Raw genomic sequence first — 24,279 nt, forward strand, 5'->3', positions numbered from 1 at the left:
TTGACTAGGTGGCGGACTCGCCGTCGTCCGGGCCGCCCGCGTCGGACCTGTTCGCGCGCCGGCTCAGGGCGACGGCGACCGCGATGCCGACGACCGCCAGGAGCGCCACGAGCACGATCCACACCCACAGCGGCACGCCGTCGTCCGCCGCGCCGCCGGTGGCCCGGGTGGACGTCGCGGTGGCCTCGCCGGTGATCGTGGCGCCCGAGCCGGTGGCCGTGGTGCCCGGCGGCGTCACCGCGGGAGTGGTCGCGGCGGGGGACGTCACGGCCGGCGGCACGGCGGACGCGGTGGCGGCCGGCGGCTGCTGCGCCGGCGGGGCCGTCAGCGTGAACGCGAACGTGCCGTCGACGAAGTCGCCGTCGAGCGACTGGACCATCCACGTCACCGTGTACGCCCCGGCCGGCGAGCCCGTCTGGTTCAGCGGGACGAGCAGCGTCGCCCCCTGCGCCGTGACCTCGCCCAACGGCCACGCCGCGCCGTCCGGGCCGGTGACGGTGACCGTGGCGCTCTCGGCCGGCACCGGTTCGGTGAACGTCAGCGTGAGCCGGGTGGGCCGCTGCGGCAGCGAGGCGCCGTTCGCCGGGTCGCTGGAGACCAGCTCGGTGTGCGCGGACGCCGGGGGCGCCGCCCCGAGCAGGACCAGGGTCGCCAGGAGTGCCGAGAGCGCCAGTCGGGTCATGCGGTAGTTCTACCGGGTCCGGGGGGTGTCCTGCCGATCGGCCGGGAGCTCGTCGTCGGGGGGCTGGCCGTCGCCCCGGCGCGGCCCGCCGCGCTGCATGTCGCCCTCCATGATGTTGTCCGCGGTGGAGACGCCGTCCACCGCCGAGGCGAGGACCGTGACCACGTCACCCGCGGCGACGTCGTCCAGGTCGGCCTGCCCGCCGTTGACCCGCGTGTCCCCGTCGATCGTGTACGTCTTGCTGAAGCCGTCGCCGCTGCGCACCGTGACGGAGTCGGCGTCGACCTCGGTGACCTCGCCGTTCTGGAACTCGCCGTGCTGCGCGTCGCCGAACGGCCCGCCCATGATCACGAGGCCGCCGCCGGGGCGCATGCCGTAACCGCCCGGGCCCAGGCCGCGCGCGGCGTCGGAGTTGCCCGCCGCGTAGATCACCCCACCGCCGACGGCGGCGATGCCCACGGCGACCGCGACCGCCGCGAGGGTCTTGCGGCCGTTCCAGCCGGTTCCGGGGGCGTCGGCCCGCGCCGGCGGCTCCTCACCCCAGGTCGGGTGCTGCTCGGTGTCGGTAGTCATGGCGACCACGCTCTCGGCGGACCCTGTGCGCAGCCTGTGCGGTCCTTGGGCGGCGGCTGTGCGTCGCGCCGGCTGGTTGACCGGGTTCCCCGCGTTTCCCGCGTTCGCCGGGTTCGCCGGGTTCGTCGGGTTCACCGGGTTCACCGGGTTCCTTCGGGGGTTCACAGGTGCCGCACAGGATCGGCACAGGGTCGTCTCAACCGCGGGCGCCACGATGCGCCCATGCGCCCAGTGCCCGCTTCGGGGGCCTCCCCCGAGCTCCGCCGCCCGGACGGCAGTCCCGTCCGGGTCCTCGTGGTGGACGACGAGTCCACGTTGGCCGACCTCATGTCGATGGCGTTGCGGATGGAGCGGTGGGAGGTCCGCACCGCGCTCGACGGCACGTCCGCCGTCCGGGCCGCGCGCGAGTTCCGGCCGGACGTGGTGGTGCTGGACGTGATGCTGCCCGACTTCGACGGGCTGGAGGTGCTGCGCCGGATGCGGGCCGACCTGCCCGCGTTGCCGGTGCTGTTCCTGACCGCCCGGGACGCCGTGGAGGACCGGATCGCCGGGCTCACCGCGGGCGGCGACGACTACGTGACCAAGCCGTTCAGCCTGGAAGAGGTCGTGCTGCGGCTGCGCGGGCTGCTGCGCCGCACCGGCGTCACCGAGGCGACCGCCGGCACCGAACTCGTGGTCGGCGACCTGGTGCTGGACGAGGAGACGCGCGAGGTGCGGCGGGGCGGCACGTCGATCGAGCTGACCGCGACCGAGTTCGAGCTGCTGCGGTTCCTGATGCGCAACCCCCGGCGCGTGCTGTCCAAGGCGCAGATCCTCGACCGGGTGTGGAGCTACGACTTCGGCGGGCAGGCGAACATCGTCGAGCTGTACATCTCCTACCTGCGCAAGAAGATCGACGCCGGCCGGACGCCGATGATCCACACGATGCGGGGCGCCGGGTATGTCCTCAAGCCTTCGGCCTAGGCGCTGGTCCCTGCGGACCCGGCTCGTCGCCGAGCAGGTGGCGCTGCTCGCCGTGGTGTGCGCGATCATCGGCGTGGCCACCGGGTTCGCGCTGCGGGAGTTCCTGGTCGGGCAGCTCGACGACCAGGTGGTCGAGTCGGCGGTGAAGGCGAGCCGCGAGCTGCCGCCGCCGATGCCCGACGACCTGCACCGCGGCCCGCTCGACCGGCCGGGGTTCCGACCGGGGACGTTGGTGCTGATCAAGCGCCTCGACGGCGCCACCAACGCCGAGCGGCTCACGCCGGGGCGCGGCGAGAGCGAGGCGCTGTCGATCGACGTGAGCGCGCTGGCCGCCGCGGTGCCCGCCGACGGGAGGCCGCGCACGGTGTGGCTGGGCGAGGAGCTGGGCGACCACCGGCTCGTCGCCGTCACCACGCCGTTCGGGACGCGCGTGATCACCGGACTGCCGATGTCCGACGTCGACGGCACCGTGTGGCGGATGGGGTGGGTCCTCGGCGGGGTGGCGCTGGCCGGGCTGATCGCCGCGAGCCTCGCCGGGGCGCTGATCGTCCGCCGCACCCTGCGCCCGCTGGAACGCGTCGCCGCCACCGCCGGACGGGTGGCCGAGCTGCCGCTGCACGAGGGCGAGGTGGCGTTGGCGGAGCGGGTGTCGGAGCGGGACGCCGACCCCGACACCGAGGTGGGTCAGGTCGGGCTGGCGTTGAACCGGATGCTCGGCCACGTCGGCAGCGCGTTGCAGGCGCGGCACGCGAGCGAGACCAGGGTGCGGCAGTTCGTGGCCGACGCGAGCCACGAGCTGCGCACGCCGTTGGCGGCGATCCGCGGGTACGCCGAGCTGACGCGTCGCACGTCCGACGACGTGCCGCCGCGGATCGCGCACGCCATGCGCCGCGTGGAGTCCGAGGCGGTGCGGATGACGTCGCTGGTCGAGGACCTGCTGCTGCTGGCGCGGCTCGACGCGGGCCGGCCGCTGGGACGTGAGCCGGTCGACCTGTCGCGGCTCGTGGTCGACACCGTCAGCGACGCCCGGATCGCCGGACCGGACCACGAGTGGCGCCTGGCCCTGCCGCCCCAGGCCGTTCAGGTGACCGGTGACCAGCACAAACTGCACCAGGTGCTGGCGAACCTCCTGTCGAACGCCCGCACCCACACGCCACCCGGCACCACCGTGACCACTTCGCTGTCCATTGTGGACGGTGCGGTGGAGGTGGCGGTGACCGACGACGGCCCCGGCATCCCGCCCGACCGGCAAGGCGAGGTGTTCGAGCGGTTCAGCAGGGGCGACACGTCGCGCTCCCGTGCGGCCGGCAGCACCGGCCTGGGCCTGTCCATCGTGTCCGCCGTCGTGACCGCGCACAACGGCACCGTGCGACTGAACAGCAGACCGGGCCACACCACCTTCACCGTTCGCCTGCCGCACCACCCCCCCACCTGATCCGGCGCGGGTTCGGATGCAGGGTGCGTACTGGCCGGGGTTGGGGTGCACAGGCGGCTCACAGGTTGGGCACAAGGCGTGCCCAGGGTTGCCGGCCAGGGTCGAGCCCATGCGAGCGCGACTACCCCTGTTGCTGTTGTCGGCCGGGACGGCGGTGCTGTACCTCTGGCGCCTGGGCGACTCCGGTTGGGCCAACGCCTACTACTCCGCCGCCGCCCAGGCCGGAGCCGAGAGCTGGCACGCGTGGTTCTTCGGGGCCACCGACCCGGCCGGCGGCATCACCGTCGACAAGACGCCCGCGGCGACCTGGGTCATGGGGCTGTCCGCCCGGCTGTTCGGCGTCAACGCGTGGAGCATCCTGGTGCCGCAGGCCCTCATGGGCGTGGCGAGCGTCGTGCTGCTGCACGCCACCGTGCGCCGGACGGCCGGTGAGGCCGCCGGCCTGATCGCGGGCGCCGTGCTGGCGCTGACACCGGTCGCCGTGCTGATGTTCCGGTTCAACAACCCCGACGCGTTGCTGGTCCTGCTGCTCGTCGCGGGCGCCTACTGCACGGTCCGCGCCACCGAGACGGCGTCGGCGCGGTGGTTGGCGCTCGCCGGCGTGGCGGTCGGGTTCGCGTTCCTGGCCAAGATGGCGCAGGCGTTCCTGGTGCTGCCCGCGTTCGGGCTGGTGTACCTGGCGTTCGCGCCGGCGGCCGTGCTGCGCAAGGCGTGGCACCTGGCCGTGGCGCTCGGTGCGGTGGTCGTGGCCGGCGGATGGTGGGTGCTGGTGGTGGAGCTGGTCCCCGCCGGGTCGCGGCCCTACATCGGCGGGTCGCAGTCGAACAGCGTGCTGGAACTGGCGCTCGGCTACAACGGCCTGGGCCGGCTGACGGGCGAGGAGATCGGCAGCGTCGGCGGCGGGGGCTGGGGTTCCGGCGGGTGGGGACGGTTGCTCGGCGCGGAGATGGGGAGTCAGATCGCGTGGCTGCTGCCGACGGCGGTGGTGCTGCTGGTCGCCGGGTGGTGGGCCGGACGCGCGGGCGAACGGGTCCAACTCGCGCTGTGGGGCGGGTGGCTCGTCGTCACCGCCGTCGTCTTCAGCTTCATGAACGGCATCATCCACGCCTACTACACGGTGGCGCTGGCGCCGGCCATCGGCGCGGTGATCGGGATCGGCGCCGTCGCGCTGTGGCGGAAGCGGCGCGAGCCCGCCGCGGCCGCGGCACTGGCCGGCGCGTTGGCCGTCACGGCGTTGCAGTGCTACCTGCTGCTGTTGGACTGGTCCACCACGTTGGCCGTGGTCGTGCTGGTCCTCGGTCTGGCGGCCGCCGTGGGGTTGTTCCTGTCCGCGGTCGCGCCGGCGGTCGTCGTCGTGCCGCTCGCACTGGTCGCCGCCCTCCTCGGGCCGGGCGCGTACTCGGTCGCCACCGCCGCGACGCCCCACTCCGGCGCGATCCCGAGCGCCGGTCCCGGACCTGGGGACCGACCGGGCGGCGGGCTGGTGGTGGTCGGCCCCGGCGGCGCGGTGACCGGTGGCGGCACCGGGCGGATGGGCGGCCTGCTCCACGCGCCCGACCCCGGTGACGACCTGGTTCGGCTGCTGCGCGACAGCGACGGCTTCACGTGGGCCGCGGCGACCGTCGGGTCGAACAACGCCGCCGGGTTCCAGCTCGGCAGCGGGTCGCCGGTGCTGGCCGTCGGCGGGTTCAACGGCACCGATCCCGCGCCGACGCTGGAGCAGTTCCAGACGATGGTCCGAAGTGGACGAATCCACTACTTCCTCGGTGGCGCGGGCATGCCGGCGGAGACCGGCAGCGACGCGTCCGAGCGGATCGCCGAGTGGGTCGAGGCCACGTTCACCCCCACGACCGTCGACGACGTCACCGTCTACGACCTCACCGACCGGAACCTCACCGATCAGGACATCACCGACCGGGACCTCACAGCGGGCGCACAGCGATGACACACGAGCCGCCCAGCGAACCGCCCGAGGGTGAGGTCATGACACTCGCTTCGCCCACGGCGACCACCGTGCTCGACGTGGTGGTGCCCGTGCACAACGAGGAACGCGACCTCGCGCCGTGCGTGCGCGAGCTGCACGCCGACCTCAGCCGGACCTTCCCCTACCCGTTCCGGATCACCATCGCGAACAACGCCAGCACCGACGGGACGCGCGCCGTCGCCGACGCGCTGGCCCGTGAACTGCCCGGCGTGACCGCCGTGCACCTGGCCGAGAAAGGACGCGGCCGGGCGCTGAAAGCCGCGTGGACCGCGTCCGACGCCGCCGTGCTCGCCTACATGGACGTCGACCTCTCCACCGACCTGGCCGCCCTCGCACCGCTCGTCGCGCCCCTGATGTCGGGTCACTCCGACCTGGCGATCGGCAGCCGGTTGGCGCGCGGGGCACGGGTGGTGCGCGGACCGAAGCGCGAGTTCATCTCCCGCTGCTACAACCTCGTCCTCCGCGGCACGCTCGCCACCCGGTTCACCGACGCGCAGTGCGGCTTCAAGGCCATCCGGGCCGACGCCGCCCGCCGCCTGCTGCCCCACGTCGAGGACACGGGCTGGTTCTTCGACACCGAACTGCTGGTGCTCGCCGAACGGGCGGGCGCGCGCATCCACGAGGTGCCGGTCGACTGGGTGGACGACCCCGACAGCCGGGTCGACCTCCTCGCGACCGCCGTGGCCGACCTGAAAGGCGTCGCACGGGTGGCGCGCGGCCTGGTGACCGGGCGCATCCCCATCGGCGACCTCCGTGCCCAGCTGGGGAGGCAACCGTTGGAGCCGGGGACACCGGGCGTGCCCGCCGGGCTGTTCCGGCAACTCGTCCGGTTCGGCGCCGTGGGCGCGATCAGCACAGTGGCCTACCTCCTGTTGTTCGTGCTGCTGCGCGGCGGCCTCGGCGCGCAGGGCGCCAACCTCGTCGCACTGCTCGTGACGGCGATCGCCAACACCGCCGCCAACCGCCGTTTCACCTTCGGCGTGCGCGGCCGGAGGGGTGCGGGCAGGCACCAGTTCGAGGGCTTGCTCGTCTTCGGCCTCGGTCTGGCGCTGACCAGTGGCTCACTGGCTTTGCTGCACACCTTCGCCACACCCGGCGGCCCGGCCGAGCTGGCCACGGTCGTCGGCGCGAACCTCCTGGCCACCGTCCTGCGCTTCCTCCTGCTGCGCAACTGGGTCTTCCGGCCCCGCCGCACCACCCCTCACCTCCCCTGACGGCTGACCACTGACCGCTGACCACTCCGACCACCGTCGACGATCGTTGGGATCACTCCATGACCACCGCCACTGAGATGGCACCCGCGGCCGCACCCGCCTCGCCCCGGCCACGTCGGAACGGGCACACGGCCGCTTTGGTCGTGCTGCTGGCGGGCACTTCGGTGCTGTACCTGTGGGACCTCTCCTCCTCCGGCTGGGGCAACACCTACTACGCGGCCGCCACGCAGGCCGGGTCGCGGGACTGGGTTGCCTGGCTGTTCGGCGGGCTCGACGCCGGCGGCGTGATCACCGTCGACAAGCCGCCCGCCTCCTTGTGGGTCAGCGGGCTCGTCGCCCGCGTGTTCGGGTTCTCCAGCTGGACGGTCCTGGCGCCGCAGGCCGTCCAAGGGGTGCTGGCCGTGTGGTTGTTGTACGCCACGGTGAAGCGCACCTCCGGCGCCGTGGCCGGGCTGATGGCCGGGACGGCGCTGGCCGTGACGCCGGTGGCGGTGTTGGTGTTCCGGTTCAACCTCCCCGACGCGTTGCTGGTGCTGCTGATGGTCGCCGGCGCCTACTGCACGGTGCGGGCGTTGGAGAAGGCGTCCGCGTGGTGGCTCGCGCTGGCGGGCGTGGCCGTCGGGTTCGCGTTCCTGGCCAAGATGGGGCAGGCGTTCCTGGTGCTGCCCGCCTTCACGGCCGCCTACCTCCTCGCCGCGCCGACGTCCCCGGGCAGGCGACTCCTGCACCTGGCGGGCGCGGGACTGGCCGTGGCCGCGTCCGCCGGGTGGTTCATCGCCCTGGTGGAGCTGTGGCCCGCCGACTCACGCCCGTACATCGGTGGGTCTTCGAACGACTCCCTGTGGGAGCTGGCCATCGGCTACAACGGCCTTGGCCGGATCTTCGGCGGAGGCGGCGGGAAGGTCGTGGGCGGCGGCAACGGCAACCTCGGGTTCGGTGGCGACGCCGGGATCGACCGGTTGTTCGGCGCCAGCATGGGCGGCGAGATCTCCTGGTTGCTCCCCGCCGCGCTCATCGGACTGGTCGCCGGGCTGTGGTTCACGCGCCGCGCGCCGCGCACCGACCGCACCCGTGCGGCCCTGGTGCTGTGGGGATTGTGGGTGCTGGGCAACGGGATCGTGTTCAGCCTCATGAGCGGCATCACCCACCCGTACTACACGGTCGCCGTCGCACCGGGCGTCGCGGCGCTCGCCGCCATCGCCGGCCGCGAGATGTGGCGCGGACGCGCGCACGGCCCGGTGCGCGTGGCCCTCGCCCTCATGGTCGCCGCGGCCGGTTTTTGGGGCTTCGCGCTGCTCCAGCGGTTCGGCGACTGGGTGCCGGCCCTCCGCTGGGTCGTCGCCGCCCTGACCGTGCTGGTGGCCACGGCGATCATCATGGGCGCGCGCCGGATCGCCGCGCTCGCGCTGATCACCTCCACCCTCTCCACCGCCGCCTTCGGCGTGGCCACCGCCGCCACCCCGCACGGCGGCTCCATCCCCATGTCCGGCCCCGCCTCCTACACCGGCCAGCTGAACGGCGGCGGCCCGATGGGGCAGACCTCCGACGAGCTGGCCGCGCTGCTGAAGGACACCACCGGCACCTGGGCCGCGGCGACGCTGAGCGCGCAGGCGGCGGCAGGACTCTCGCTGGCCTCGGGCAAGGCCGTGATCGGGATCGGTGGGTGGAGCGGCGGCGACCCGGCGCCCACGCTCGAAGAGTTCCAGCGGTACGTGGCGGACGGCCGGATCGGCTACTTCGTCACCGGGGGCATGGGCGGCGGGGGCGGCCCGCGCGGTGACTCGGAGATCACCGACTGGGTCGCCGCGCGCTACGAGGCCACGACAGTCGGCGGCTCCACCGTCTACCGACTCGGGTAGCCCACGGGCGCGACCCCCACCGAGCCCGGCAACCACCCGCGCCAGGCCCCTGGCAAGGGAACGCAACCAGCCTGGCACGCGTGAGCGAGGCACCACGCTCCCTCGGCGGCGGCCAGGCGCGTGCCGCGGACCGCCGGCCGGGTGATCATCAGGACGCCGAGCCGGAAGCCGACCACGCCGCCAGCACTGGTGGACAGCGTGCGGGACCTCGGACCAGGTCGGCACGCACGACCGAACGGCCACAGCCACCCCGACGCGCAGCGGCAGCGGCAGCGGCAGCGGCAGCGGCAGCGGCAGCGGCAGCCGAGCACACACGCCCCACCTCCAGCGCGGCCGGGCAGACACACCCAACTTCGTGCGCAGCCGGGCACGCACGCCCCACCCCTCGTGCAGCCGCAAGGGAGGAGCCGCGTCCGTCCACGCGGGCACGCGCGGTCGAGGGGGTGCTGCGGAGCGGTCGGGTAGGCGCGATCGGGGCGACACGGCCGAGCAGGTCGAGAGGCACGGGCGAAGGAGCGAGGGGGTGCGGGGCCGGCCGTGGCCGGCGTGGCGGTTGCCGGTCGCACGTCGACCGGAACGAGGTGGCGGCCCGAAGTCGACTGTGGACAGTGAGCGAAAGGCTTGCGAGACAGTGGTTGTGGTCATGCCTCCACGTTATTCAAACGCGTGGTCGAGGTCATCACTCGGTCGGATGACATATCGGGGCGGTTCCGGGTGACCCGCCCACGAGCGGTACATGATGGTTGCGGCATAAGGGAGGAGGTCGCGCCCTCGCCGCCACAGCCACGGAATCCCCTTGAACACCAACCATCCCGCGTGGTGCAGCGGGGTCACCCTCAAGCCGCCCGTGCACACCAACGACACCTCACCGGGCACCTCGCAGCCCATCTCCGCCAACCGCGCCGCGAACGCCGCCGCCAGCCGCCGGTGCCCCAGCTCCGACGGGTGCAGCCGGTCCACCGCCCACGTCTCCTCCGCGTACGCGCCCGCCATCAGGTCGAGGTCGACGCACCCGATCCCGTGCCGCCGCACGACCGCGTCGATGATCTCGTTCAGCTCGCCGATCCGCGCCCGCAACGCCCGCCGCAGCGCGCCCGGCAGCCGGAACACCCTGCTGTGGTCGTGGAACCGCACCGTCACGACCGCCGAACCCGCCGCCACCAGCGCGCCCACGATCGCGTCCAGGTCGACGTGCAGCCGCCGGCCGTCGAAGTCCGAGCGCAGCGTGTCGTTCATGCCCACCAGCAGCACGGCCGCGTCCGGGCGCGACGGCAGCACCTTCGGCAACTGCTCGTGCCGCACCGACGCCACCCGCGCGCCGGTGGACGAGACGTTCAAGTACCGCGCGTCCGCGAAGGCCGCCGCGAGCAACGGGCCGACGCCACGCCACCCACCGGGCACGGGGTCGCCCACGCCCACCGTCGTCGAGTCACCCAGGACCACCAGGCTGCGCACCGTCTTGGCCACGGGAGGACCATCGCGCAGCGACGTGACGCGCCGAGAACGAACAGCGGAACGCTACCGGAATGCCGGGTACAGCGGCAGTTCCGCGGCCTTCGACCCGTACCGCGACACGAGCGCCGAGAGGACGGCGTCCGCGTGCGCCGCGATGTGGTGCGCGCCGGCCGCCACGGCGTCCGCCCGCAGCCGCACCCACCGCGTGGTCAGCACGACCACCCGCGGCGGCGAGTCGAGCGGGCGGTGGCCGGACGGCAGGGCCGAGTCGAGCCCCGGCAGGCCGCGCCACGTGCCGAGCCACACCCACAGCAGCTGCGCTTCCAGCAGCCGGGGCAGGAACACGGCGTCGTCGTCCAGGTCGGGCCACACGGACGACACCTCGGCGCGCCACGCCGCGACCATCGCCTCCGACATGCCGGCGGGCAGCCCGTACGCGCACCAGCACGACGGGAACGGCACCCGCAGGCACGCCGCGTCGAACACGATGTCCCGCACGCAGCCGCCCTCGAAGTCGAGGAACCGCACGCCCTTGCTGGTCACGAGGTGGTTGTCGGGGCACGACGTGGACGGGCTGAACGCACGCCGGCGGGACGTGACGAACCCGCGCACTGCCTGGTCGGCGAACGACCGCACCGACTCGGGCGTCTCCACTTCCAACGATTCAACGAGCAGCTCCGGCAGCCCCCGGAGCGCCGTGTGCACGTCGACGACGATCGGGTCGGCGCAGCACTGGCTGCCCTGGCGGCGCATCAACGCGTCGAAGTCCGCGTCACGCCCGGCGGTGGTCGCGTGCAGCCGCCCCATGGCGTGCGCCCACGACAGCAGGCCCCGTTCGGCGGCACGCGCGTCGGAGCCGAGCAGCTTCTCGGCCAGCCGAGGCGCCTTGCCGAGGTCTTCGAGGACGACGAGCCGCTTGGCGTTGTCCTGCGCGACCAGCTCGGGGGTGAGGCGTTCCTCGGACGGCAGCGCGGTGAGCAGCTTGTGGCTCACCACCTCGTGCGCGAACGGGTCGCGGTCCGCCACGGGCGACGGGTAGCGCTTGACCACGAGGGTGCGGGGCAGGGAGAACGGGGTGGAGGCCACCCGGACGCGCGCGACGACGGACCGGCCCGCTCCCCCGAGGTCCTCGGGGTCGGCCAGTCGCACCGGTGCGCCGAACCTGCCGCTCAACACCGATTCGGCCGCCGCCACCGCGTCGTCAAGCTCGGAGGGGGCGGCGTCGTCGATGTCGTGCGGGCCGGCGGTGATCTCCACGCTCATCTCCTCCGACCCTACTCCCGGTGGCCACCGACCTGACAGAACCCGTCCGGGCACCGTGACGGTAATGCTCACCCACCGCCCGTCACCACCTTTTGTGGAAATGAGGACCCGGTCAGCCGCTCGCGAGGGGTCGTCCCAGGTCGTGGACCCGGCCGCGCCGGTTGCGCACGGCCAGGACCAGCGCCGCCGCCGCGACGATGCCGACGAGGTTCACCGCGAGCTGTGCCACGGACTGGAGGCATATGTCCCACTCACCGAGAACGGCGGCCACGGCGGCGTAGCCGGCGGCGGGCACGGTGGTGACCGAAATGAACACGCCGACGAGCGCCGCGGACTTCGCCGACGTCATGGAGAGCATCCCGGCGGCGCCCGCGAGCAGCGCCACGATGAGCGAGAACGGCCCGACCTGGAACACGAAGTCGACCTCGTGCGCGGACAGCACCATGTCCCGGTCGAACAGGTCGGTGTAGGAGCCGGCGAACGCGGCGACCGCCGTGATGGCCATGGCGACGGGGAACCCGACGGCGAGCCCGGTGGCGGCCCGGCGGACCAGGTCCCAGCGCCGCAGCACGAGGCCGACGGCGATCGCGGCGAGCGGGCCGAACTCGGGTCCGACGACCATGGCGCCGACGATGGTGACCGGCGAGTTCGTCACCACGCCGACCGCCGCGAGCAGGCACGCGATGGTCAGGAACGACAGGAACGTGACGTTGAGGCGGGACTCCTCGCCGGTGCGGGCGAGCAGTTCCTCCCACACGACGGCGTCCGCGGCCTCGCCGGGCGCGGCTTCCTCGGCGCGGTCGGCGGCGTCGGACAGGGCGGTGTCGATCTGCTCCAGCGTGACCCCGCCGGCGCGGTCGACGCCGAGGTCGCACAGGGAGGACACGACCACGTCGGTGGCCTCCCTGGCGACGTCGGCTTCCACGACGTCACCCGCGGGGTCGATCGCCGCGCCGCGCAGCAGCACGACGTGCGTCACCCCGGGGTGCTCCTTCAGCGCCACCAGCACCGCGTCGGTGCGGTCCGGCGGGCAGATGGCGCGCAGGTGCAGCACGGCCTTACTGCGCCGTCTTCTCCGCGCCGGACTTCTCGGGCGCGGACTTCTCGGGCGCGGACTTCTCGGGCGCGGACTTCGCAGCACCGGACTTCTCGGCACCGGACTTCTCGGGCGCGGGCTTGGCGTCCACGCCCGCCTCCTTGCGCTGCTGCGGCGTGATCGGCGCGGGCGCGGCGGTCAGCGGGTCGTAGCCGCCGCCGCTCTTCGGGAACGCGATCACCTCGCGGATCGAGTCGAACCCGCCGAGCAGCATGGCGATCCGGTCCCAGCCGAACGCGATGCCGCCGTGCGGCGGCGCGCCGTACTTGAACGCGTCGAGCAGGAAGCCGAACTTCTCCTGCGCCTCCTCGGGCGAGATGCCCATGACCTGGAACGCCCGCTGCTGCACGTCGGCGCGGTGGATACGGATCGACCCGCCGCCGATCTCGTTGCCGTTGCAGACGATGTCGTAGGCGTAGGCCAGGGCGTTGCCCGGGTCCTCCTCGAACCGGTCGATCCACTCCGGCGTGGGCGAGGTGAACGCGTGGTGCAGGGCGGTCCACTTGCCGCTGCCGACCGCCACGTCGTCGCCGATCTTGTCGACGGCCTCGAACATCGGGAAGTCCACGACCCACACGAACGACCAGGCGTTCTCGTCGATCAGGCCGACGCGGTGCGCGATCTCCACGCGGGCCGCGCCGAGCAGGGCGCGCGCGCCGTCCGGGTCGCCCGCGCCGAAGAAGACGCAGTCACCGGGGTTCGCGCCGACGGCCTTGGCCAGCCCGTCGCGCTCGGCGTCGGACAGGTTCTTGGCCACGGGGCCGCCGAGCGTGCCGTCCTCGTTGACCAGCACGTACGCCAGCCCGCGGGCACCGCGCTGCTTGGCCCACTCCTGCCACGCGTCGAGCGTGCGGCGGGGCTGCGACGCGCCACCGGGCATGACGACCGCGCCGACGTACGCCGCCTGGAACACCCGGAACGGGGTGTCCTTGAAGTAGTCGGTCAGCTCGGTGAGCTCGAGGCCGAAGCGCAGGTCCGGCTTGTCGGTGCCGTACTTGGCCATCGCCTCGGCGTAGGAGATGCGGCGGAACGGCCGGGCGATCTCGTGGTCGGCCAGCCCCTGCCACAGCGCGGAGATGATCTTCTCGCCGAGCGCGATCACGTCGTCCTGCTCGACGAAGCTCATCTCGATGTCGAGCTGGGTGAACTCGGGCTGCCGGTCGGCGCGGAAGTCCTCGTCCCGGTAGCAGCGGGCGATCTGGTAGTACCGCTCCAGGCCGCCGACCATGAGCAGCTGCTTGAACAGCTGCGGGGACTGCGGCAGGGCGTACCAGGAGCCGGGGCGCAGGCGGGCGGGCACGAGGAAGTCGCGCGCGCCCTCCGGGGTGGAACGGGTCAGGGTCGGGGTCTCGACCTCGACGAACTTCTCGGCGTGCAGCACCTCGCGGGCGATCCGGTTGGCCTCGCTGCGCAGCCGCATGGCCTTGGCCGGGCCGCTGCGGCGGAGGTCGAGGTAGCGGTGGCGCAGCCGCGCCTCCTCGCCGACCTCCAGGTGCTCGTCCAGCTGGAACGGCAGCGGGGCCGCCTCGTTGAGCACCTCCAGCTCGGTGGCGTAGACCTCGATGTCACCGGTGGGGAGGTCGGGGTTCTCGCTGCCCTCGGGGCGGCGGGTCACGTCGCCGACGACCTTGACCACGTACTCGGAGCGCAGCTTGTGCGCCCGCTCGGCCATCTCGCCCTCGCGGAAGACGACCTGGGCGACACCGGAGGCGTCCCGGAAGTCGATGAAGATCACCCCACCGTGATCGCGCCTGCGGGCCACCCACCCGGTCAGGGTGACGGACTGCCCGGCGTGCTCGGCGCGGAGCGTCCCGGCCTCGTGCGTGCGCATCACGGGTACTGCTCTCCTCGGGGGTCGGCTCGACTGACGACTAATGGTCAAGGCTAGCCAACGGCCCCCCGGCCTCCGCCACCAGGTTTGCCGGGTCCGCGCGGAGGCCCCGGCTCGAACGGCCCCGGAGGCCGCTCGGCGCGCTCTACGATCCTGACGTGGCCAGACGCCTGCTCGTGAGCGCCCTGATCCTGTTGACGACCGCGTGCACGACGGTGGTCCCCGGCCGGCCGGTGGCGGGTTCGGCGCCGCCCGCGCCCGTGCCGACGGTCGGCTGCGAGTACCCGCTGGTCACCGGCGAGCCGCGGTACCGGCGGAACCCTCCCGAGGACGGCCTGGCGCCCGCCGGCGGCACCCACACCGTCCGCATCGACACCAACCGGGGCCGGGTCGACGTGGAGCTGGACGCCGCGAGCGCGCCGTGCTCGGTGAACAGCGTCCGCCACCTGGTCGGGAACGGGTCGTACCGGTCCACGTCGTGCCACCGGCTCACGGTGGAGGGCATCTGGGTGCTCCAGTGCGGCGACACGGACGACAACGAGGTCGGCACTCCCGGGTACACGTTCGACGACCCGACCGCGAAGACCGGCGGCTACACGCGCGGTGTGGTCGCGATGGCCAACGCGGGACCGGGCACCAACGGCAGCCAGTTCTTCATCGTCTACCGGGACAGCCCGCTGATCAGCGCCGACTTCCCGGTGATCGGCCGGGTCACGGTCGGCATGGACGTCGTCGACGCGGTCGCCGCGGGCGGCGTCATCCCCGGCACCGGGTACACCGAGGGTGACGGCGAGCCGGCCACGTCGCTGGTCTTCCTGGCGGTGGAGCCCGCCTGAACGCGACCGGGGCCGCCCCCGAAGGGACGGCCCCGGTGCTCACGTGCGTGACGTCAGGCGGTGGGCGCCAGGTAGAGCAGGCGGTTCGGGGAACCGGTGCCCGGGTTGGTCACCTTGCTCAGCGTCGACTGGCCGACCAGGTAGCTCGCCACCTGGGCCGGGGTCGCCGCGCGGTTGGCCTGCAGGTAGCGGGCCGCCGCGCCGGCGACGTGCGGGGTCGCCATCGAGGTGCCGCTGATGGTGTTGGTGGCGGTGTCACCGGTGTGCCACGCCGAGGTGATCGACGAGCCCGGCGCGAAGATGTCGAGCACGGTGCCGTAGTTCGAGTAGCTGGCACGCGCGTCGGTGCTGGTGGTCGCGCCGACGGTGATCGCCTCGGTCACGCGGGCCGGCGAGTAGTTGGCCGCGTTGGCGTTGCTGTTGCCCGCCGCGAGGGCGTAGGTGACGCCCGCCGCGACCGAGCGGCGCACGGCCGCGTCGATCGTGGTGGACGCGCCGCCGCCGAGGCTCATGTTGGCCACGGCCGGCTTGACGTGGTTGCTGGTCACCCAGTCGATGCCCTCGACGACGTCGGCGGTGGTGCCGCTGCCGGCGTTGTTCAGCACGCGGACGCCGTAGACGGTCGCGCCCTTGGCGACGCCGTACTGGCTGCCCGCGATGGTGCCGGCGACGTGCGTGCCGTGGCCGTTGCCGTCCTGGGCGACGCTGTCGTTCTCGACGGCGTCGTAGCCGTTGCGGGCGCGGCCGCCGAACGTGCTGTGGCTGATCCGCACGCCGGTGTCGATGACGTAGACGTTCACGCCCGAGCCGGTGGAGGTGTAGCTGTAGGACGTGTCCAGCGGCAGGTTGCGCTGGTCGATGCGGTTGAGGCCCCACGACGGCGGGTTGGTCTGCGTCGCCTGGGTGTGGAAGACCTGGTCCTGCTCGACGTACTCGACGGCCGGGTTGGCCGCGAGCCGCTTGGCCGCCGCCTCGGGCAGCGTCACGGCGAAGCCGTTGAGCGCGCTGCGGAACACGGTGTCGACCTTGCCGCCGTACTGGCCGGCGAGGCTCTCCGCGGACGTGGCCGAGCCGTCCTTCAGCTTGACGATGAAGTGGTTCTGGACCTTGTGCGCGGCGTCGGCGGCGCGGATCTCGCCCTCGGCGGCCTGGGCCGGGGCGGCCAACAGGGAGGTCGCGGTGACGGCGAGCGCCGTCGCCCCGACGCCGGCCAGGAACCGGACCTGTCGTGACTGTCGCATGCGGACTTCCGTTCTTCCGAAACGGTGACCCCAACCGCACCCCGAGGAGCTTGCAGGGCTCGGGGGTGACGTTGGGCCACCTTGCCCTCGCTGACGGTCACAACGTAGGCATCGTCGGGGTTAACTCGGAAGTGTGAACATTTGCCAGTTATGCCCCCTCCGTCAACAATCGACCTGACCTGCGGGTTCCCAAAATCCGGGCGCGCCGGCGTGACCCTGGCGCTACCGTCCGCTCATGCGTTTGGAACCGGTCACCGAGGACAACTACCGGGCCGTCATCGGCCTCGAGGTCCACGAAGAGCAGCGGACGTTCGTCGCGACGAACCTCAAGTCCATCGCGGACGCCTGGATCCACCGCCCGAAGTTGGAGCCGCTTGCGCTGTACAGCGGAACGGACCTGGTCGGGTTCACGCTCCTGGAGCGCGACCGGCCGCGGGAGCTGCACATCGTCCGGTTCATGATCGACCGCCGGGCGCAGGGCCGCGGGCTGGGGCGCAAGGGCCTGGCCGCGATCGCCGACGTCGCGCGCGCCGAGGGGCGCACCGAGCTGGTGCTGAGCGTCGTGCCGGGCAACGCGGTGGCCCGCGGCCTGTACGCGGCGTTCGGGTTCGCCGACACCGGCGAGGTGGACGGCGGCGAGCTCGTGATGCGCCACGAGCTCGCCCCGACCGCTCACCTCACCGGCACGGCGAACGGGTAGGTCACCGGGTCGGCGGCCAGTGCAGCAGCCGGCCCCACGACAGCGGCGTCGACTCGGCGACGACCGCCGCGTGCACCTGCGCGGGCGTCGCCGAGGGGTTGAGCTGGAGGTACCGCAAGGTCACCCCGGTGACGTACGCCGTCGACAGCGACGTGCCGCTGATCGTGTTCGTCGCGGTGTCGCCGCTGTGCCACGCGACGGTGATGCCGACGCCCAGCGCGTACACGTCGACCACGGCGCCGTAGTTGGAGAACGAGGCCCTGGTGTCGGTGCGGGTGGACGCGCCGGACGTGATGGCCTCCGGCACCCGCGCCGGGGAGAAGTTGGCGGCGTTGGCGTTGCTGCCGCCGGCGGTCACGGACGCGGTGACGCCCGCGGCGATCAGCCGGCGCACCGCGTCGTCGATCGCGGTGGACGGACCGCCGCCCAGGCTGAGGTTGGCCGAGGCGGGCTTGACGTGGTTGCGGGCCACCCAGTCGATGCCCGCGATGACGCCCGAGGTCGTGCCGCTGCCGGCGCCGTTGAGCACCCGCACGCCGCACACCAGGGCTTCCTTGGCGACACCGTTCACGCGGCCCGCGATGAGGGACGCGATGGCGGTGCCGTGGCCGTTGTCGTCCTGCGGGACGCTGTCGTTGTCGATCACGTCGTGCCCGGCGCAGGAACGACCGGTGATCTCGCCGTGCGTGGACCGGACGCCCGTGTCGATCACGTACGCCCTGGTGCGCGCACCGGTGGACGTGTAGGTGTACCTGCCGTCCACGGGCAGGGCTCGCTGGTCGATCCGGTCGAGTCCCCACGGCGGGTTGAGCTGGGTGGTGTGGGCGCGCACGGTCTGGTCCTGCTCGACGTACTCGATGGCCGGGTCGGCGGCGAGCCGGCGGGCCTGCCGGGGCGTGAGCGTCGCGGCGAAGCCGCCGAACGCGGGGTACGTGCGGGTGACCTGTCCGTCGAACGGGGCCGCGACGGCGGACGCCGCGGGGTCCTTCAGCTTGACGACGTAGCTGCCGGGGACGGCGGTGGCCGATCCCGCGTGCAGCACGGCGCCTTCGGCGTGGGCGGGGGTGGTCAGGGTGGCGGCGGCGAGGGCGGCGACGCCCAGGCCGGTCAACAGCTTGCGCATGGCAGGGGTCCTTTGCAGGGAAGGGGCCTTGCGTGGAGGGTCCTTCGCGGGAAGTCCTTCGCGAGCGGGCCTTCGCGGGGTGTTCCGTCGCGGGGTGTTCCGTCGCGGGGTGTTCGTCGCCGGGGCCCGCGGCGGGCTACCTGGCGGGCGACCAGTGCAGGAGCCGACCGCCCCACGGCAGGGGCGTGGCCTCGCGCACGATCTCGGCGTGCACCTCGGCCGGGGTGGCCGCGCGGTTCGACTGGAGCAACCGGGCGGCGACGCCGGTGACGAACCCGGTCGCCATCGACGTGCCGCTGAGGGTGTTGGTGGCGGTGTCGCCCGTGTGCCACGCCGACGTGATGCCGACGCCGGGCGCGTACAGGTCCACGCCGGCGCCGTAGTTGGAGAACGACGCCCTCGCGTCGGCCTGGGTGGTGGCGCCGGACGTCAGCGCCTCCACGACCCGGGCGGGCGAGACGTTCGCGACGCTGCCGCCGCTGCCGCCCGCCGTGACGGACGCGGTGACGCCGGAGGCGACCAGCCGGCGCACCGCGTCGTCCAGCGCGGCCGACGCCGAGCCGCCGAGGCTGAAGTTGGCCACGGCGGGGCGGGCCGCGTTCCGGGTCACCCAGTCCACGCCCGCGACGACACCGGCGATGGTGCCGCTGCCCTGGCCGTTGAGCACCCGCACGGCGACCGCGCGCACGCCCTTGGCGACGCCGTGCGTGCGGCCCGCGATGATTCCCGCGACGTGCGTGCCGTGCCCGTTGTCGTCCTGGGCGACGGCGTCGTTGTCGACGGCGTCGTAGCCGTGGACGGCGCGCCCGCCGAACTCCGCGTGCGTGACCCTGATGCCCGTGTCGATGACGTACGCGGTGACGCCCGAGCCGACGGTGGTGTAGCCGTAGGTGGTGCTCAGCGGCAGGGCGCGCTGGTCGATCCGGTCGAGGCCCCACGGCGCGCCGGTCTGGGTGGCGTTGGCGTGCACCACCTGGTCCTGCTCGACGTACTCGACGGCCGGGTCGGCGGCGAGCCGGCGGGCCTGCTTCGGGGTGAGCGTCGCGGCGAAACCGCCGAACGCGGGGAACCTGCGCGTCACCGCCGCGTCGAACCGGGTGGCGACGGTGGTGGTGACGGCGGAGGCGGTGGTCGTGTCCTTGAGCTTGACGAGGTAACTGCCGGGCACCGCGGTGGGTGAGCCGGCGTGCAGGACGACGCCTTCGGCGTGGGCGGGCGTGGCGAGCAGGGTGACGGTCAGGGCGGCTACGGCGAGACCCGGTAAGAGCTTGCGCATGCGGCTTCCTTCGCGGGGTGGGGGGAGACCTCGGCGCGGATCACGCGCCGGGGCTGCCAGTGTGCCGAACTCCGGTCAGCCGGCGGGAGCCCGACGACGCGGGCCGGTTCGGTGGGCGCCGGCGGCGCCGGTCGCGACCGGTCGCCCGGCGGCGTGCGACGACAACGTGATTGAGAAGCGATTCAACGCTGTGGAGAAAATACGGTCGAACGTGTCGTCGAAACAAGAAGTGCGCGCGTTCGACGCCACCGCGGAGAAGTCCTTCAGCGAGTGCGCGTATCCGTTGCGCGTCTCGTTAGGCCGGCCGCGGTCGCCGATCATGCCGTCACCGACCGGCGGGATCGCCCCTACCAGGGCATATCCGATCGGCAGGACGTCCGCTCGCCCGGTCAACGTGACTTTGCGCATAGGCGTTCCGTTCTCCGGCGGGGACCACCGAGCGCATCCCGTTCACAGTTGGGCGAACACGCGCGACCGCGTGGGGTGTGGTCCGCGTCACCCCACGTCCGAGGTTATGGGCTGCTTCGCGTACCCGGAAGGGACCAGACGTCCCAGTCCGGTGCGGCAATCGACCCCGCCGACCCTTCACACCGCCGCTGTTAATGAGATTTCAAACTTTCCACCCGGCAACGCGATTGCGCCGTCCGATTCGGTCAAATTCACAGCGGGAAACCCGATCGGCTGTACCGCGCCGGCGATTTCCCACGATAACGTCGCTCGCCTTGTCCTCGGAAGAACGGAGCGAAGATGACCACGCCAGTCGTCGGACCGGATTCGCGGCTACGCGATCCCCGACGGATCGACGCGGGGGCCGACCCCTTCGCGGAAGCATTGCGTGCGGCGATCAGGGCGAAAGGGCTCAGCCTCGAACGCGTCCAGCACAAGCTGCGGGCGCGCGGGGTGGCGGTCAGCATCGCCGCGCTGAGCTACTGGCAGTCCGGCCGGAGGCGGCCCGAGCGGCCGGACTCGCTCACCGCCGTCAGGCACCTCGAGGAGATCCTGGACGTCGGCGAGGGCGGGCTGAGCAGCCTGCTCGGGCCGCCGCGCCCCCGCGGCAAGGCCCGGCCCCGCTCCCGCGTGTCCGGCCCGGAGGGCTGGGTCGGCGAGAACGACTACGCGACGATCGCCGAGCTGCTGGCCGACGTCGACACCAGCACCGACCAGGACCTCACCCGGCTCAGCCTGCGCGACCAGGTGGAGCTGGCGATGGACGGCAGCACCCGCCGGGTGCGGTCGCGGCAGGTGCTGCGCGCCGAGCGCGCGGGCGTGGACCGGGTGCTCCTGGGCTACGACACCCGGCTGCCCGGCGACCCGCTGCCGGTCATCGGCACGTTGCGGTCGTGCAGACTGGGGCGGGTTTCCGCCGACCCGCGCAACGGTCTGATGGTCGCCGAACTGCTGCTCGACCGCCCGCTGCGCCGAGGCGAGCGGACCGCGATCGAGTACGAGCTGATCCACGTCGCCCCGCACCACCCGACGTTCGACAACACGCACTCGCGGCGCTTCCGACACCCCGTTCGCGAGTACGTCCTGGAGGTCCGGTACGACTCACGGTGTCGACCCGCACGTTGTGAACAATTCACGACCGGTTTGACCGGTGGAGAACCCACCGACGTGCGCGAGACCCCGGTGGACACCTGGGGCTACGCGTACGCGGTCGCACTCGACTTCGGTCCCGGCGTGGTCGGCTTGCGCTGGGAATGGACCTGACTCAATAGGAGCGCGGCAACCCCAGCGTGTGCTGCGCCACGAAGTTCAGGATCATTTCCCGGCTGACCGGCGCGATGCGGGACAACCGGGACGCGGCCAGCAGGGCGCCGAGACCGTACTCGGACGACAGCCCGTTGCCGCCGTGCACCTGGATGGCCTGGTCCACCGCCGCCGCCACCGCCTCCCCCGCCGCGTACTTGGCCATGTTGGCCGCCTCTCCAGCAGCCCGGTCCTCCCCAGCGTCGTAGAGAGCCGCGGCCTTCTGGGTCATCAGCCTCGCCAGCTCGACCTGGATCGCGCACTGCGCCAACGGGTGCGCGATGCCCTGGTGCGCGCCGATCGGCGTGTCCCAGACGGTCCTGGTGCGGGCGTACTCGCTCGCCTGGTCGAGTGCGCGGCGGGCCATGCCGGTGGCGAACGACGCCGCCATGATCCGCTCCGGGTTGAGGCCGGCGAACAGCTGGGCCAGGCCGCCGTCCTCCGTGCCGACCAGCGCGTCCGACGGCAGGCGCACGTCGTCGAAGAAGCAGGTGAACTGCTTCTCCGGCGACACCACCTCCATCGGGATGTGCCGGTAGGTGAAGCCGGGCGCGTCCGTGGGCACGATCATCAGCGACGGCAGGAGCCGCTGCCCGGTCGCGTCGACGTGCCGGGCCACCACCAGGACGGCCTCGACCTCGTCCACGCCGGAGATGTAGTACTTGCCGCCGTTGAGGACCCACTCGTCGCCGTCGCGGCGGATGGCGGTGGTGAGCTTGTGCGAGTTGGAGCCCGCGTCCGGCTCGGTGATGGCGAACCCCATCTTGGTGGTGCCGTCGGCGAACCCCGGCAGCCACCGCCGCTTCTGCGCGTCCGTGCCGAACCGGGCGATCACGGTCGCGCAGATGGCGGGCGAGACCACGGTCAGCAGCAGCGGGCAGCCGCCGGCGGCCAGCTCCTCGCACACGGCGGCCAGGTCGCCGATGCCGCCGCCACCGCCGCCGTACTCCTCGGGCACGGCCACGCCGAGGTAGCCGAGCCTGCCCGCCTCGGCCCACAGCTCGTCGGTCTTCTCCCCCGCGCGCGCCTTGGCGGTGAAGTACTCGTGGCCGTACTTGCGGGCGAGGGCGGCGACGGCCTCGCGCAACGCCCGCCGCTCCTCGCCCTCGGTGAAGTTGATCGTCACGACCGGGCCTCCCCAACCACCGCGAGCACGTCGCCCGCATCGACCTGTTGACCTGCCCGCACGAGCACCGCGGCGACGGTGCCGCCGGTGGCGGCCAGCACGCGGTGCTCCATCTTCATGGCTTCCAGCACGAGCAGCTCCGCGCCCGGCGCGACCACCTGCCCCGGTGCGACCGCCACCCGGACGACGGTGCCGGGCATCGGCGCGACGGTCGCGCCCTCGGCGACCCCGGCCTCCGGCTCGGGGAACCGCGGCCGGAGCCTGAGCGACACCGCGCCCACCTCCACCCGGTCCCCGTGCACCGCGACCGGGAACGTCGTGCGCACCCCGTCCCGCTCCACCGTCACCGCGTCCGGCGAGGCCGCCACGACGGTCAGGTCGAGGCTCGTCTCCACGCCGGACCGGGTGTGCCGGTAGTCGACCTCGACCACGTCGTCGCCGTGCTCGAACGCCGCCCGCTGCGGCTGCGACGGGACGTTCCGCCACCCCAGCGGCAGCGCCGTGCGCCGCCGTTCGGCCAGCGCGAGGGCGGCGGCCAGCGCGGCGGGCCGCACGTCCACCGGTTCCGGCGTGGTGAGGCCGTGCTGGTCGAGGAACCCGGTGTGGGTGTTGCCCGCCTCGAACTCCGGGTGCCGCAGCGTGCGCACCAGGAGGTCCCGGTTGGTGACGAGGCCGTGCAGCTCGGCCCGGTCCAGCGCGGCGGCCAGCTTGCGGACCGCCGCGTGCCGGGTCGGCGCCCACGCGATCACCTTGGCCAGCATCGGGTCGTAGTGCACGCCGACCTCGCTGCCGTCCTCCACGCCGCTGTCGACGCGCACCCCGCCGGGCACGGCGAACCGGTGCACGGTGCCGCTCGACGGCCGCCAGTCCCGCGCCGGGTCCTCGGCGTAGAGCCGGGCCTCGACGGCGTGGCCGTGCGGGACCGGCGGGTCGGCCGGCAGCCGCGCGCCCTCGGCGACGGCCAGCTGCCAGGCGACGAGGTCGAGGCCGAACACCTCCTCGGTGACCGGGTGCTCGACCTGGAGCCGGGTGTTGACCTCCAGGAAGTGGAAGGAGCCGTCGTCGGTGTACAGGAACTCCACCGTGCCCGCGCCGACGTACCCGATCGCCTCGGCGGCTCTGGTGGCCGCGGTGAACAGCCGTTCCCGCGCCTGCGGCGTCACGGCCGGGCTCGGCGTCTCCTCGATGATCTTCTGGTGCCGGCGCTGGATGGAGCACTCCCGCTCGCCCAGCGCCCACACCGTGCCGTGCGCGTCGGCCAGCACCTGGACCTCGACGTGCCGGGCGTGCTCCAGCAGCGGCTCGCAGAACACCGTGCCGTCGCCGAACGCGGACTCGGCCTCCCGGCGGGCGGCGGCGACCTGGTCGGCCAGCTCCGCGGCGGACCGCACCACCCGCATGCCGCGCCCGCCACCGCCTGCGGACGCCTTGACCAGCAACGGGAACTCGTCCGCCGACTCGGGGTCCAGCTCCGGCAGCACGGGCACGCCCGCCGCCGCCATCCTCTTCTTCGCCGCCACCTTGGAGGCCATCGCGTCGATGACGTCCGGGTCCGGGCCGACCCACGTGAGCCCGGCCGCCAGCACCGCGCGCGCGAAGGACGCGTTCTCGGACAGGAACCCGTAGCCGGGGTGCACGGCGTCCGCGCCGGCGGCGAGCGCGGCGGCCACCAGGGCGTCGCCGCGCAGGTAGGTCTCGTGGGGCGCCGCGCCGGGCAGGCGCACGGCGGCGTCGGCCTCGCGGACGTGCGGCGCGTGCTCGTCGGGGTCGGAGAACACGGCCACGGGCGAGACGCCGACCTCGCGGCACGTCCGGATCACCCGGCGGGCGATCTCGCCGCGGTTGGCGACCAACAGCTTGCGGATCATGGCGT

The 24,279-nt window shown here is 73.2% G+C and carries 19 protein-coding genes and 1 pseudogene; 8 read left to right on the forward strand and 12 right to left on the reverse strand.

Features of this window, described 5'->3' with window-relative positions:
• Nucleotides 1-4: 4 nt before the first annotated feature.
• Complete coding sequence (locus ACFQ3T_RS06505; RefSeq protein ID WP_380721070.1) at nucleotides 5-682, reverse strand: copper resistance CopC family protein; 678 nt, start codon at nucleotides 680-682, stop codon at nucleotides 5-7.
• A gap of 9 nt (nucleotides 683-691) precedes the next feature.
• The gene (locus tag ACFQ3T_RS06510; protein ID WP_380721073.1) at nucleotides 692-1,255 is read right to left on the reverse strand and encodes a hypothetical protein; all 564 of its coding nucleotides are present in this window, start codon (nucleotides 1,253-1,255) and stop codon (nucleotides 692-694) included.
• A 222-nt stretch (nucleotides 1,256-1,477) separates the two neighbouring features.
• Between ACFQ3T_RS06510 and ACFQ3T_RS06515 the strand changes: the two genes are divergently transcribed.
• From ACFQ3T_RS06515 to ACFQ3T_RS06535, 5 genes are all read left to right on the forward strand, one after another.
• Nucleotides 1,478-2,218, forward strand: a complete 741-nt coding sequence (locus tag ACFQ3T_RS06515) for a response regulator transcription factor (RefSeq protein WP_380721076.1) — start codon at nucleotides 1,478-1,480, stop codon at nucleotides 2,216-2,218.
• Nucleotides 2,196-3,653 carry a sensor histidine kinase gene (locus tag ACFQ3T_RS06520; protein WP_380721079.1) on the forward strand — a complete coding sequence of 486 codons (1,458 nt, stop codon included), beginning with the start codon at nucleotides 2,196-2,198 and terminating at the stop codon, nucleotides 3,651-3,653. Before ACFQ3T_RS06515 ends, ACFQ3T_RS06520 begins: the two co-directional genes overlap by 23 nt.
• 109 nt (nucleotides 3,654-3,762) lie before the next feature.
• A complete protein-coding gene (locus tag ACFQ3T_RS06525; protein ID WP_380721082.1) occupies nucleotides 3,763-5,598 on the forward strand; it encodes an ArnT family glycosyltransferase in 1,836 nt (611 codons plus the stop codon).
• A 38-nt stretch (nucleotides 5,599-5,636) separates the two neighbouring features.
• The gene (locus ACFQ3T_RS06530; RefSeq protein WP_380721085.1) at nucleotides 5,637-6,851 is read left to right on the forward strand and encodes a glycosyltransferase; all 1,215 of its coding nucleotides are present in this window, start codon (nucleotides 5,637-5,639) and stop codon (nucleotides 6,849-6,851) included.
• A 59-nt stretch (nucleotides 6,852-6,910) separates the two neighbouring features.
• A complete protein-coding gene (locus ACFQ3T_RS06535) occupies nucleotides 6,911-8,710 on the forward strand; it encodes a glycosyltransferase family 39 protein (protein ID WP_380721088.1) in 1,800 nt (599 codons plus the stop codon).
• A gap of 654 nt (nucleotides 8,711-9,364) precedes the next feature.
• On the opposite strand, the gene ACFQ3T_RS06540 is transcribed toward ACFQ3T_RS06535, so the two are convergent.
• The 4 genes and pseudogenes from ACFQ3T_RS06540 to aspS all read right to left on the reverse strand — a co-directional run.
• Nucleotides 9,365-10,177 (reverse strand): SGNH/GDSL hydrolase family protein, encoded by an 813-nt coding sequence (locus ACFQ3T_RS06540; RefSeq protein WP_380721090.1) that lies wholly within the window; start codon nucleotides 10,175-10,177, stop codon nucleotides 9,365-9,367.
• A gap of 51 nt (nucleotides 10,178-10,228) precedes the next feature.
• Nucleotides 10,229-11,428, reverse strand: a complete 1,200-nt coding sequence (locus ACFQ3T_RS06545; protein ID WP_380721093.1) for a hypothetical protein — start codon at nucleotides 11,426-11,428, stop codon at nucleotides 10,229-10,231.
• A 112-nt stretch (nucleotides 11,429-11,540) separates the two neighbouring features.
• Nucleotides 11,541-12,482, reverse strand: coding sequence for a DUF389 domain-containing protein (locus ACFQ3T_RS06550; protein WP_380721095.1), 942 nt, complete (start codon nucleotides 12,480-12,482; stop codon nucleotides 11,541-11,543).
• A 115-nt stretch (nucleotides 12,483-12,597) separates the two neighbouring features.
• A pseudogene (gene aspS, locus ACFQ3T_RS06555) lies at nucleotides 12,598-14,358 on the reverse strand (aspartate--tRNA ligase); the annotation flags it as partial.
• A gap of 155 nt (nucleotides 14,359-14,513) precedes the next feature.
• Here aspS and ACFQ3T_RS06560 point away from each other — a divergent pair.
• Nucleotides 14,514-15,191 carry a peptidylprolyl isomerase gene (locus ACFQ3T_RS06560; RefSeq protein WP_380721098.1) on the forward strand — a complete coding sequence of 226 codons (678 nt, stop codon included), beginning with the start codon at nucleotides 14,514-14,516 and terminating at the stop codon, nucleotides 15,189-15,191.
• Between the two features lie 53 nt (nucleotides 15,192-15,244).
• Here the strand turns inward: ACFQ3T_RS06560 and ACFQ3T_RS06565 are convergent, their stop codons facing one another.
• A complete protein-coding gene (locus ACFQ3T_RS06565) occupies nucleotides 15,245-16,432 on the reverse strand; it encodes a S8 family peptidase (RefSeq protein ID WP_380721101.1) in 1,188 nt (395 codons plus the stop codon).
• A gap of 235 nt (nucleotides 16,433-16,667) precedes the next feature.
• Between ACFQ3T_RS06565 and ACFQ3T_RS06570 the strand changes: the two genes are divergently transcribed.
• Complete coding sequence (locus tag ACFQ3T_RS06570) at nucleotides 16,668-17,132, forward strand: GNAT family N-acetyltransferase (RefSeq protein ID WP_380721104.1); 465 nt, start codon at nucleotides 16,668-16,670, stop codon at nucleotides 17,130-17,132.
• Nucleotide 17,133: 1 nt separating this feature from the next.
• Here the strand turns inward: ACFQ3T_RS06570 and ACFQ3T_RS06575 are convergent, their stop codons facing one another.
• The 3 genes from ACFQ3T_RS06575 to ACFQ3T_RS06585 form a co-directional block, all read right to left on the reverse strand.
• Nucleotides 17,134-18,255, reverse strand: coding sequence for a S8 family peptidase (locus ACFQ3T_RS06575; protein WP_380721106.1), 1,122 nt, complete (start codon nucleotides 18,253-18,255; stop codon nucleotides 17,134-17,136).
• 136 nt (nucleotides 18,256-18,391) lie between these two features.
• Complete coding sequence (locus ACFQ3T_RS06580; RefSeq protein WP_380721109.1) at nucleotides 18,392-19,531, reverse strand: S8 family peptidase; 1,140 nt, start codon at nucleotides 19,529-19,531, stop codon at nucleotides 18,392-18,394.
• Nucleotides 19,532-19,606: 75 nt separating this feature from the next.
• The gene (locus tag ACFQ3T_RS06585; protein ID WP_380721112.1) at nucleotides 19,607-19,939 is read right to left on the reverse strand and encodes a hypothetical protein; all 333 of its coding nucleotides are present in this window, start codon (nucleotides 19,937-19,939) and stop codon (nucleotides 19,607-19,609) included.
• Between the two features lie 339 nt (nucleotides 19,940-20,278).
• Between ACFQ3T_RS06585 and ACFQ3T_RS06590 the strand changes: the two genes are divergently transcribed.
• Entirely contained in the window at nucleotides 20,279-21,241 is a 963-nt protein-coding gene (locus ACFQ3T_RS06590; RefSeq protein ID WP_380721113.1) for a hypothetical protein, read from the forward strand.
• Nucleotide 21,242: 1 nt separating this feature from the next.
• Here ACFQ3T_RS06590 and ACFQ3T_RS06595 read toward each other — a convergent pair whose 3' ends face one another.
• Together ACFQ3T_RS06595 and ACFQ3T_RS06600 are read right to left on the reverse strand one after the other, a co-directional pair.
• Nucleotides 21,243-22,400, reverse strand: a complete 1,158-nt coding sequence (locus ACFQ3T_RS06595; protein ID WP_380721148.1) for an acyl-CoA dehydrogenase family protein — start codon at nucleotides 22,398-22,400, stop codon at nucleotides 21,243-21,245.
• A gap of 2 nt (nucleotides 22,401-22,402) precedes the next feature.
• The gene (locus ACFQ3T_RS06600) at nucleotides 22,403-24,274 is read right to left on the reverse strand and encodes an acetyl/propionyl/methylcrotonyl-CoA carboxylase subunit alpha (RefSeq protein WP_380721115.1); all 1,872 of its coding nucleotides are present in this window, start codon (nucleotides 24,272-24,274) and stop codon (nucleotides 22,403-22,405) included.
• Between the last annotated feature and the right edge of the window lie 5 nt (nucleotides 24,275-24,279).

Source organism: Saccharothrix hoggarensis (assembly GCF_042678885.1).
Classification (GTDB): Bacteria; Actinomycetota; Actinomycetes; order Mycobacteriales; family Pseudonocardiaceae; genus Actinosynnema; species Actinosynnema hoggarensis.